Annotated in this window: 16 protein-coding genes and 2 tRNA genes; all 18 read right to left on the bottom strand. The window is 49.2% G+C overall.

Features of this window, described 5'->3' with window-relative positions; genetic code table 11:
* Nucleotides 1-15: 15 nt before the first annotated feature.
* The 18 genes from L5462_RS07070 to secY all read right to left on the bottom strand — a co-directional run bounded on the left by L5462_RS07070 (nt 16) and on the right by secY (nt 8,900).
* Nucleotides 16-195 carry a DNA-directed RNA polymerase subunit K gene (locus L5462_RS07070; RefSeq protein WP_048174849.1) on the bottom strand — a complete coding sequence of 60 codons (180 nt, stop codon included), beginning with the start codon at nt 193-195 and terminating at the stop codon, nt 16-18.
* Nucleotides 196-245: 50 nt separating this feature from the next.
* Nucleotides 246-368, bottom strand: a tRNA-Pro gene (locus L5462_RS07065).
* The gene (locus L5462_RS07060) at nt 369-536 is read right to left on the bottom strand and encodes a DNA-directed RNA polymerase subunit N (RefSeq protein WP_013295349.1); all 168 of its coding nucleotides are present in this window, start codon (nt 534-536) and stop codon (nt 369-371) included.
* A gap of 59 nt (nt 537-595) precedes the next feature.
* Nucleotides 596-997 carry a 30S ribosomal protein S9 gene (locus tag L5462_RS07055; RefSeq protein ID WP_237780080.1) on the bottom strand — a complete coding sequence of 134 codons (402 nt, stop codon included), beginning with the start codon at nt 995-997 and terminating at the stop codon, nt 596-598.
* 16 nt (nt 998-1,013) lie between these two features.
* Nucleotides 1,014-1,436, bottom strand: coding sequence for a 50S ribosomal protein L13 (locus L5462_RS07050; protein WP_013295347.1), 423 nt, complete (start codon nt 1,434-1,436; stop codon nt 1,014-1,016).
* Nucleotides 1,437-1,447: 11 nt separating this feature from the next.
* Complete coding sequence (locus L5462_RS07045) at nt 1,448-1,813, bottom strand: 50S ribosomal protein L18e (RefSeq protein WP_237780079.1); 366 nt, start codon at nt 1,811-1,813, stop codon at nt 1,448-1,450.
* Nucleotides 1,814-1,816: 3 nt separating this feature from the next.
* A complete protein-coding gene (locus L5462_RS07040; RefSeq protein WP_237780078.1) occupies nt 1,817-2,611 on the bottom strand; it encodes a DNA-directed RNA polymerase subunit D in 795 nt (264 codons plus the stop codon).
* A 1-nt stretch (nt 2,612) separates the two neighbouring features.
* Nucleotides 2,613-3,005 carry a 30S ribosomal protein S11 gene (locus L5462_RS07035; RefSeq protein WP_013295344.1) on the bottom strand — a complete coding sequence of 131 codons (393 nt, stop codon included), beginning with the start codon at nt 3,003-3,005 and terminating at the stop codon, nt 2,613-2,615.
* Nucleotides 3,006-3,022: 17 nt separating this feature from the next.
* Nucleotides 3,023-3,538, bottom strand: a complete 516-nt coding sequence (gene rpsD, locus L5462_RS07030) for a 30S ribosomal protein S4 (RefSeq protein WP_013295343.1) — start codon at nt 3,536-3,538, stop codon at nt 3,023-3,025.
* A 16-nt stretch (nt 3,539-3,554) separates the two neighbouring features.
* On the bottom strand, nt 3,555-4,004 hold the full coding sequence (locus L5462_RS07025) for a 30S ribosomal protein S13 (RefSeq protein WP_013295342.1): 450 nt from the start codon (nt 4,002-4,004) through the stop codon (nt 3,555-3,557).
* Between the two features lie 89 nt (nt 4,005-4,093).
* Nucleotides 4,094-4,178 (bottom strand) — tRNA-Ser (locus tag L5462_RS07020).
* Nucleotides 4,179-4,327: 149 nt separating this feature from the next.
* Nucleotides 4,328-5,296 carry an RNA-guided pseudouridylation complex pseudouridine synthase subunit Cbf5 gene (locus L5462_RS07015; protein ID WP_237780077.1) on the bottom strand — a complete coding sequence of 323 codons (969 nt, stop codon included), beginning with the start codon at nt 5,294-5,296 and terminating at the stop codon, nt 4,328-4,330.
* A gap of 30 nt (nt 5,297-5,326) precedes the next feature.
* Nucleotides 5,327-5,554: a 50S ribosomal protein L14e gene (locus L5462_RS07010; RefSeq protein ID WP_048174831.1), complete on the bottom strand. Its 228-nt coding sequence runs from the start codon at nt 5,552-5,554 to the stop codon at nt 5,327-5,329.
* Nucleotides 5,554-6,072 carry a (d)CMP kinase gene (cmk, locus tag L5462_RS07005; protein ID WP_237780076.1) on the bottom strand — a complete coding sequence of 173 codons (519 nt, stop codon included), beginning with the start codon at nt 6,070-6,072 and terminating at the stop codon, nt 5,554-5,556. The genes L5462_RS07010 and cmk overlap by 1 nt, the downstream gene beginning before the upstream one ends.
* Nucleotides 6,072-6,338 (bottom strand): 50S ribosomal protein L34e, encoded by a 267-nt coding sequence (locus L5462_RS07000; RefSeq protein ID WP_013295338.1) that lies wholly within the window; start codon nt 6,336-6,338, stop codon nt 6,072-6,074. Before L5462_RS07000 ends, cmk begins: the two co-directional genes overlap by 1 nt.
* An 18-nt stretch (nt 6,339-6,356) precedes the next feature.
* A complete protein-coding gene (locus tag L5462_RS06995; RefSeq protein ID WP_237780075.1) occupies nt 6,357-6,923 on the bottom strand; it encodes an EMC3/TMCO1 family protein in 567 nt (188 codons plus the stop codon).
* A gap of 18 nt (nt 6,924-6,941) precedes the next feature.
* Nucleotides 6,942-7,499 (bottom strand): adenylate kinase, encoded by a 558-nt coding sequence (locus L5462_RS06990; protein ID WP_237780074.1) that lies wholly within the window; start codon nt 7,497-7,499, stop codon nt 6,942-6,944.
* A gap of 30 nt (nt 7,500-7,529) precedes the next feature.
* The gene (gene secY / locus L5462_RS06985) at nt 7,530-8,900 is read right to left on the bottom strand and encodes a preprotein translocase subunit SecY (protein WP_237780073.1); all 1,371 of its coding nucleotides are present in this window, start codon (nt 8,898-8,900) and stop codon (nt 7,530-7,532) included.
* Nucleotides 8,901-8,917 lie beyond the last annotated feature (17 nt).

The raw sequence follows: 8,917 nt of genomic DNA, 5'->3' as shown, positions 1-8,917 counted from the left end.
GTGGTTTATTAGAGTTTATTTGTCTCTTCTAACATCCAGTGGCATTACCTTCTTTTCAAGTTCCTTCCTGGCTATATCAACAGGGTCCAGTGACTCCTGAATCTCAACCTGGGGCCTTGCACCCATGGATATCTGGAGTGCCCTGGCACCTATCAACCTAGCCCTTTCAAAACGTGTGAGTTTTTTTGACGCCATTTCATTGCCTCCAAGAAAAACTTAAAATAGAGGTTCTTGGATTGTTTTGATGGGACCGCCGAGATTTGAACTCGGGTCTCCAGCGTTCCGGTGCTGACCATCCCCGTTCCAGTTGAAAAGCACTGAAACTTCTTCAATGGCTGGGAGGATGGACCAAGCTACCCTACGGTCCCCTACCATGTCTCAACATGTGAAATTAACATTCGTCTGCAGCAGTACCTCTTAAGACCCAGGTCATCAAGTACATCCTTGGGGTCCTCTCCATCAGCCACTCTTTTCTGATACTCATTGAAATAGGCTGATACCGGTTTTCCGCAGCTTAAACATCTTACTGGAATCATACTGAATCATTCTACTCTTTAATTTTATAAAATAAAAATATATAAAGTTATCGTTTGATCTACCTGTAACTCTTCTGTCTCCTTGCACGGGCGCCGCGTCCACCGTACTTCTTGGGCTCTGAACGCCTGGGGTCCCCTACAAGCATTGTCCTGTCATACCTCACAAACTTCTCCTTGAGGTCCATGTCCCCTGTCCATTCCACGAGGCCCCTGGCTATGACCATCCTTGCAGCCTCTGCCTGACCCACGATTCCGCCTCCGACGACCCTGATGTTTATGTCCACATCATTAACGATATCGCCGGCCAGCTGCAGTGGTTCCATGATCTTGAGCCTTGCAAGTTCAGGGGTGTAGAGTTCAACAGGCACCTTATTGATCCTCACTCTACCCTTACCTTCACTGATGGTTCCCCTTGCAATGGCGGTTTTCCTTTTGCCGCTTGTGTGAATAACCTTCCTCATGATTACACTCCCTAACTTAGAATTTAGCGCCCAGAAGTTCTGATATCTCTCCAAGCTCCATTCCCTTCTTTATGTTACCTGCCCTGGCCTCAGGTATTTCAACCATTTCTTCGTCCTTGAATTCCCTTGGAACGCCAACATATGCCTTCAGTCCCTTGAAGGCCTCTCTGCCCCTTGATTTCCTGTAGGGGAGCATTCCCCTCACGGTTCTTCTGAATATGTCGTCGGGTCTTCTCGGGTACTTTGGACCCATTCTGCGGGGGTTTGATATGCTGGCCCTGTCAATTCTCTGCTTGTACTTGCTGTATGCCCACTGCTTTGAGCCTGTGATTATGATTTTCTCAGCATTGAGGACAACCACTTCCTCCCCTTCCAGGAGTTTCTGGCTGACCACACTTGCCAGTCTTCCAAGGATATGTCCTTCTCCATTGATGATCATGAGCAACACCTTTATTCTATTATCCTGATGTTCTTTATGGCCGGATTCTCTTCAACGATCTTTCCGAGTGTCAGGCACTCTCCACCAGCACCCTCTATCTTATCCCTAGCTGTCTGTGAAAATGATAGGGCGACAACCTGAACCTTGTGGTCAAGGCTCCCGCTTCCAAGGACCTTTCCAGGCACGATGACTGTTTCATTTTCATCTGTGTACCTGTTTATCTTGGAAATGTTAACCGCGGCCCTGTTCCTTGTGGGTCTTTCGAGCCTCCTTGCAACGTCCTTCCAGATCGCCGCGCCCTCCTGGGATGATTTTTTTCTGAGGTTGCGTATGAGTTTTATGAGATTGGGATTTGTCTTGGTAATCTTCCTAGCCATGGCTTAGCCTCCTTCACAAAATGTTATTACCCTTTCTGCCTTGTCTCTGAGGATGTCACATGCCTTAAGAATGACATCCTGGGGGTCAACTGATCCGTCGGTCTCTATCCTGAATATGAACTTGCCTTCCTCATATCCCACATTTATGGCCCCTTTATCACATGCCCTCACACAGCTCTTGCACATTGAACAGTTTTCAACGTCAAGCACCTCAGGTTTCCCTGATTCGCCTCCAAGAACTTCCCTTGGACATGCATCCACACATTCAAGGCACTCATCGCATTCCTCTGTGAATGTTATCACTGGGTAGTACTTGTATGCGCATGCGGTTGTGGGCTCCCATTTGGCATGATCCCTTCCCACGCCGAGCTGTGCAATAGCCTCCAGTTCAACCTCATCCTCATCCCCCAGCTTCACAAGGGGTATATCGGGATATACAGGTTTGACTGCAGGTGTCTCTGACAGAAGATCCCTGGAGTAGACGACACCGGGACCCTTCTTTTTGAGTGTGAAGGATACGCTGCATTCGGAGCAGTACTCCTCACAGTCACACTCCTCAGGCATTTTCAGGCCCTCAATGAATTCAGGGTCAGCTTTGAGGGGTACCAGTCCAAGCCTGTGGGCGAGTACCTCATCAAACATCCTGGCGTCGTTCCTGTACATGTTAACGTACTCAATTGCCAGTTTGGGGACCTCCATCATGCAGATCCTCCTTATGGCGTTTATGAATGGAACGGTTACGCCAGTGACCACAAAGACCATTTCGGTATCAGTTTTTTCCTTAAGAGCAATATCCATTTTAGACCCTTCTTCCCCTCTTACCTCCAGGTCTTCCTGTGCCATCATGAGGTATGGGAGTTACATCCTCAATTTTGCCTATCTTCATTCCTGCCCTTGCAAGGGCCCTTATGGCTGCCTGTGCACCGGGTCCTGGCGTTCTTGGGCCGTTTCCACCAGGGGCCCTCACCTTGATGTGCAGGCCTACGATACCCTTCTCCTTTGCATCATCAGCCGCCCTTGTTGCAGCCTCCATTGCAGCGAAGGGTGAGGACTCCTGACGGTCAGCCCTCACAACCTTACCACCGGACCACTGTGTGATGGTCTCTGCACCGGTTATGTCTGTAATGGTGATTATTGTGTTGTTGAATGATGAGTAAATATTTGCGATTCCCCATTTTTCCTTTTCAGCCATTTTATCTCTCCCTGAATTTATTCAGCGTCCTGGGCTGCTTCGATCTGTTTTTTCATTGGGGATGATGGGTAGAATCCTATTTTGTCCTCTTCTCCCCTTTTAACTATGTATCCTGGGGCGTCGATTTTCCTGCCGTCGAGGGCTATGTGGCCGTGGACCACCATCTGTCTGGCCTCGTTCACTGTCCTTGCAAGTCCCCTCTTGTGAACCAGTGTCTGGAGTCTCCTCCTGAGCACGTCCTCCACTGTGAGGTCAAGGACGTCCTCAAGGTTTGCACCCTCGTTGAGTATTCCTGCCCTCACAAGGTGTCCCAGGAGCTGTTCCCTCTCCTTCTTTGTGTGTTCACCGGATATACCCAGGAGGTACCTTGCATCCCTCCTGTATCTCCTCACCATTGTCTCTGCTTTCCAGACTTCCTTCTTGTTCTTGAGGCCGTATTTTGCCACGAGCCTGTTTTCTTCCTTTATTCTTTCAGCGTTCCATGGGTGAGGTGGAGTATCATACTTTTTTCTTGCCTTACGTGGGTGTCCCATTTTAACCTCTCCTTATCTACCTTTTCTTCCTTCTCACACCAACTGAGGAGCCCTTCCTGAATGTGGACTTTGTCCTCTGTCCCCTGACAGGTAGTCCAAGTTCGTGTCTTCTTCCCTTGTAGCTTCTTGTTTTCCTCATGCGGTTCAGGTCCTCTCTGAGGCACATGTCAAGGTCTGATTCTATGAGGTGTTTGTCCTCGCCTGTCTCGTAATCGTTACGCCTGTTGATCATCCATGATGGGATGTTGTACTTTGCAGGGTTCTTTATGGCCTCTTCAAGCCTCTCTATTTCCTCATCTGAAAGGTAACCTATCCTCTGGTTAAGATCGTATCCTGCTGACATGATTATTGCCCTTGAAAGAGCCTTTCCAACGCCCTTTATACTTGTAAGGGCATTTTCCATGGTCTTATTACCATCAATGTCCTTTCTGGCAATACGAACCATATGTTTGAATTCTTCTTCCATTCATTAACCTCCAGTAAGAGTGAATTCGCGGGACGGGGGTTGCGAATTCCAGATAACAGTCGTAGGTGCAACATTGTTGCTTTAACCGACGCCGGGACTGGGATTTGAACCCAGGAGGAGCAAAGCTCCACAAGATTTCCAGTCTTGCGCCTTACCTGGCTAGGCTATCCCGGCATATGATGTATCATTTTAAGTGTATGGACTGAAGCCTATTTAAGTATTGCTGTGTATGGAATGGCATCACATCCAAGGTACTGCTATGGAGACTGGCGCCACATCCAAAGTATTGCTGTGTGTGGAATGGCATCACATCCAAGGTACTGCTATGGAGACTGGCGCCACATCCTGGGGTAGGTTCCGGGCCTCATGAAGACCTTATCTGTCTCAATCACAAGGCCACTGTCTGCGGCCACAATATCAAGGGACGGCATCAGTGCCTCACCAACAGCCACAAGCTCCCCCTTGAGGGTCATCACCGCAACTGTGTCGCCCTTTTTTATGTTATCATCCAGGCCCGCTATGCCCCCACGTGCAAGGTCAGCGCCATGGCATACTGCATCAACTGCAGAGTCCAGGATGACGGCACGGGGGAGATGGGATACTGCAAACTCCATTGGGAGGATGCATTCCCTCAGAAATCCTTCATCCCCATCCTCAACCCAGAACTGGTAGGCGTCCTTGAGGTCATGGAGGGTTACCAGACCCTCCTCTGTGAAGGGACCCACACGTGTCCTTCTGAGTTCAGCCATATGGGCCCCTGTACCAAGGGCCTCACCCACATCATGGCAGTACTTCCTCACGTAGGTCCCTGCCTCACAGGCTATCCTGAAGAGAACATCCTGGCCATCGATCTCAAGTATATTAACATCGTAGATGGTCCTTACACGGAGCTCCCTCTTAACAGCTGACTTGAGGGGGGGTATCTGGAAAATCTTTCCCTGGAATTCCCCGAGCACCTCCCTTATCCTCTCCTCATCCACCTCCCTGTGAACCCTCATGAGGCATACGTATTCCTTGGGGGCCTCAAGGAGGAGCTGCATGACCCTTGTCGCCCTGTTTATGCCCAGGGGCAGAACACCTGTAACCTTGGGGTCCAGTGTGCCCCCATGCCCCACCTTCTCTGCGTGGAGCATGTCCCGAACCCATGCATCCACCTGGTGGGAGGTGGGGCCAGATGGTTTATCAAGGTTAACAACACCGTGGGATATGTGGGTCTCAATGTCCCTCTCGTGGGGCGGACACCCATATGCAGGGTCCGTGCGTGACTCCTTTAACTCTATGAATTCTGCCATGAGGGATACCTGCAAAAATAAGAGGTGGGTTTATTCAAGGGCTTCAAGTTCCTTCTTTATTTCCTCGATATCATCGGATTTGATCTCTATCTTCTTCTCTGTTGGTTCGAGGTGTCCTATGTTGCACCTCCTGTTCTTAACATTTACACCAACAACTTCAACGAAGTTTTTGTCGATGATATCAAGTATCACGCATTTTTCACCGGCTTCTCTACCTGCGGTTTTCACACATACTCTTCCAACTTCTATTGCTGCCATTAAATCACCTCGGTAACTTTCAGTATGATTTCAGCCACGCCTTCAGCGTCAAAATGGCTGGTGTTTATCACGATGTCATATACCTCAAGGTCATCCACGTCTATACCGTGAATCTCCCTGTACCTCTGGGCTTCACTGGCCTCACGTATCCGGATCTCATCCTTGACCGTCTCCAGGTCCTTGGATTCCCGTATACTTATTCGCTGTGCCCTCACATCAAAGGGGGCCATCAGCAGGACCTTCAGATCCGCCCTTGCAAAGTGTGCAGAGAGCCTTCCCTCAAGTATGAGGTCCTCATGTTCATCTGCAAGTCTGGCCTGTCTCCTGTCGATCTCTATGTCGATCTCTGGATTCTCCTCTGCGAGTTTACTGAACTCCAGTATGTCAAGTTTCCTCTCAGCAGCCATCTGCCTGAACACATCACCTGCAGATACACAGGGTATCCCGGTCCTCTCAGACAGAATCCTGGCAACAGTTGTTGTGCCAGTACCGGCCAGACCACCGATGGTTATGATCATTATGACCTTGCCTCTTTCTTAAAGACTTTGCGTGCGCAGCTTGAACAGTAGTAACCACCGTATGGTCTGTTGGGTCTCTTCTTGGACTTTGAGAGTTTTCTTATCTCATATGGTCTTCCTCTTGGAACACCATGGAGTGGCTTTCCGCAGCCAGCACATACATGCTTTGATGGTTTCTTTCTGCGGTAATGTATAACTGTCCTTCCTCCAGGAGTTCTCTTGAAGATTCTCTTATATGATCTGGATCTGTATCTTAACTCTGGCATTTCAATCTCTCCATAACGTTACATTCCACCTTTAAGTCCCATGAACTTTCTGAATATCTGGGACATTGCAAAGGAGCATAAGATGTACCAGCCAAGCCATCCTATGGCATAGGATGGGGCGTTTGGTGGCATGCCATAGAACATGTGCCACAGGGGGACAAGGAGGACATAGTATGCAACCTGGGGCAATATCACCAGTGTCTTGACTATGTGTGGTTCCTGTCCCATCCAGTAGAAGACAAGGATTATGGGCACGAACGTGACTATCATCGGCTTGAATGACATTGTCATCATTTCGCGCTGTTTATCCATGAACTCCATCTGTTTTTTCTGGATCTCCTCAAGCGCCTGCATGTCATTCTTCTTTCTTGCCTCCATCATCTCCTGCTGGAATTCCTGCATTTCAGCTTTAAGTTCTTCGAGCCTATCCTGGTCCACGAGCAACCTGTTTGCCAGTGTTATAATAAAGGCCACTATTGCCGATATCAGGAAAACCGTGAGGATGGGGTTCTGTGGATTCGGGTCCATCGCAATGAATGGGCCGAATACAGCGTTCAGTGCCCCGTATACGACTTCAAGCACCATTTTTGTTTCCTCTTTATCTTACTCCAGAATGTTCTTCATCTCACTGACTGCAGACTCAAGCTGGTTGTTGTGGTTCTTAACAATCTTAACTGTTGCGCCTGTGAGTGTGGCGTAGGCCATTGCAGCCGCCCTGTTCATCTGCTGATGGAGGTCGATCTCCTGCAGGGACTCCATATCCCTGTTTCTGGAAGTGTCACCAATCCTTCTTGTGAAGATCTCCTCTGGATCAGCCTCCACAAGCACAAACATGTCAGGTTCCAGTTCCTCAAGAACCCATACTGGAAGACCTGGCAGAAAACCAGCAGGCGTCTTTATGGTGCAGTGTGTGTCGACGATTATATTATTTTCCAGTGACCTTTCTCTTATACTTTTCGCAGCAGCCCTCTGTATCTCCTTCTGAACTCCAGGTTCAAGGGTTCTCATCTGGTCCCTGTTTTCAACAAGTCCCCTTTCACGGGCTATTTCAAGCATGACGTCCCCGTAATTCACATTGAGATAGTCAAGCTCCCTGAGGGTGTTCTCAAGGACCGTCGTGCTTCCTGAACCGGGTATACCTGCAACTACAACAACCTTCATTGTACCACTCCCATGGATTAAAAGATTATCCTAATCTCCCAGGAAGCTTCTGAGTATGGGGTGCATATCCATCAGCTGCTCCTGGGCAATCTCCTCATAGAGCCTGTAAACTATACCCACCGTTAGAAGGACACCTGTACCTCCACCAAGAGAACCCGTCAGGTCAGCCACGAATGCAAGGAGCCCCACAAATGCCCCTCCCAGAATTGTTATTGTGGGTATGTAGCGTTTCAGTATCTTCTCGAACTGCCCCCTGCTGCTCCTGAAACCAGGAATCTGCATACCCATCTGGTAAAGCTGTTTTGCAACATGCCCTGGACCTATGTTACTTATCTCAACCCAGAGCCAGGCAAAGAGGACACAGAGCCCTATGAATACAACCGCATAGAACAGTACCTTGAATGGGTCCAGTATGAGGGCGTCAATTGAGCGTGGAGCTGTGAGAAGATATGCGAGCCCATCAACCGCCTGCCCATTGCTTACAGTACCAAGTATCGGGTATCCAAGTTTCTGGAACACGTTTGCCATTAACTGAACATTCAGGAGGAGTGCGCTTGTCAGTATAACCGGCATGTTACTGGCGTATATGAAACGCAGGGGGTACTTCCCAACGGCACCCCTTGAGAGCCTCTTACCCCCTCCCATGGATATGGGTATCTCCACCCTCATACTCTCGGCATAGACCACAACCAGGAAAACCGCGATGAGGGCCAGTACAGGCAGTACGTAGTACTGGAAGTCAGGACTCTGCCCTGTGAACAGGAGGTAGAGGAAACCAGTTATTCTCCCTGCGGGTACCCCTGGCTGCGTGGGTGCAGAGAGGGGGTTGAAGGCACCCACAATTATCTCCTGGGATACGCCTGCTGCAATGAAAAGTCCAACACCGCTGCCAAAGCCCCATTTGGATACAACCTCGTCGAGGAATATTATGAGTATTCCTCCGATGGTGAGCTGCAGTATGAGTATCCAGACAAACTGGGGGGCTGAGGGTGCCAGTGACCCTGTCAGTACAAAGATCAGTGCCTCAAAGAAGGTGAATACGATGGCAAGGAGCTTCTGCAGTCCCTGGAAAAAGGCCTTATCCTCATGCTTTGAGAGGTCCAGTTTCAGTATCTTACCTCCAACCAGAAGCTGGAGTATGATTGATGCTGACACAATGGGCCCTATACCCAGTGTGAGTATTGAACCGAAGTTTCCTGCAAGAACAGCCCTCAGCTGGGCGAACTGGTCCACAGCCCTTGGGCTTAAACCGTATAGTGGTATCTGGGCCAGGAAGAAATATAGGACAAGGATTATACCTGTCCATTTGAGTTTCTCCCTGAATGGTACCCTGTAGCCCGGTGATTTTACCTGTGGCAGGACTGAGAATATGGGCTCCAATTTTTCCTTCAACTGCTCCACTCCTTGTAAATTCTGGT

This window comes from Methanothermobacter sp. K4 (genome assembly GCF_022014235.1).
Classification (GTDB): Archaea; Methanobacteriota; Methanobacteria; order Methanobacteriales; family Methanothermobacteraceae; genus Methanothermobacter.
Note: the sequence above shows the minus strand (reverse complement) of the source record. Positions and strands in the feature narration are given on the sequence as shown.

What these genes read in the sequence shown, in the direction of transcription:
- L5462_RS07070 (WP_048174849.1), bottom strand. Translation starts at nt 195, where the DNA reads ATGGCGTCAAAAAAACTCACACGTTTTGAAAGGGCTAGGTTGATAGGT.
- L5462_RS07060 (WP_013295349.1), bottom strand. Translation starts at nt 536, where the DNA reads ATGATTCCAGTAAGATGTTTAAGCTGCGGAAAACCGGTATCAGCCTAT.
- L5462_RS07055 (WP_237780080.1), bottom strand. Translation starts at nt 997, where the DNA reads ATGAGGAAGGTTATTCACACAAGCGGCAAAAGGAAAACCGCCATTGCA.
- L5462_RS07050 (WP_013295347.1), bottom strand. Translation starts at nt 1,436, where the DNA reads ATGATCATCAATGGAGAAGGACATATCCTTGGAAGACTGGCAAGTGTG.
- L5462_RS07045 (WP_237780079.1), bottom strand. Translation starts at nt 1,813, where the DNA reads ATGGCTAGGAAGATTACCAAGACAAATCCCAATCTCATAAAACTCATA.
- L5462_RS07040 (WP_237780078.1), bottom strand. Translation starts at nt 2,611, where the DNA reads ATGGATATTGCTCTTAAGGAAAAAACTGATACCGAAATGGTCTTTGTG.
- L5462_RS07035 (WP_013295344.1), bottom strand. Translation starts at nt 3,005, where the DNA reads ATGGCTGAAAAGGAAAAATGGGGAATCGCAAATATTTACTCATCATTC.
- rpsD (WP_013295343.1), bottom strand. Translation starts at nt 3,538, where the DNA reads ATGGGACACCCACGTAAGGCAAGAAAAAAGTATGATACTCCACCTCAC.
- L5462_RS07025 (WP_013295342.1), bottom strand. Translation starts at nt 4,004, where the DNA reads ATGGAAGAAGAATTCAAACATATGGTTCGTATTGCCAGAAAGGACATT.
- L5462_RS07015 (WP_237780077.1), bottom strand. Translation starts at nt 5,296, where the DNA reads ATGGCAGAATTCATAGAGTTAAAGGAGTCACGCACGGACCCTGCATAT.
- L5462_RS07010 (WP_048174831.1), bottom strand. Translation starts at nt 5,554, where the DNA reads ATGGCAGCAATAGAAGTTGGAAGAGTATGTGTGAAAACCGCAGGTAGA.
- cmk (WP_237780076.1), bottom strand. Translation starts at nt 6,072, where the DNA reads ATGATCATAACCATCGGTGGTCTGGCCGGTACTGGCACAACAACTGTT.
- L5462_RS07000 (WP_013295338.1), bottom strand. Translation starts at nt 6,338, where the DNA reads ATGCCAGAGTTAAGATACAGATCCAGATCATATAAGAGAATCTTCAAG.
- L5462_RS06995 (WP_237780075.1), bottom strand. Translation starts at nt 6,923, where the DNA reads ATGGTGCTTGAAGTCGTATACGGGGCACTGAACGCTGTATTCGGCCCA.
- L5462_RS06990 (WP_237780074.1), bottom strand. Translation starts at nt 7,499, where the DNA reads ATGAAGGTTGTTGTAGTTGCAGGTATACCCGGTTCAGGAAGCACGACG.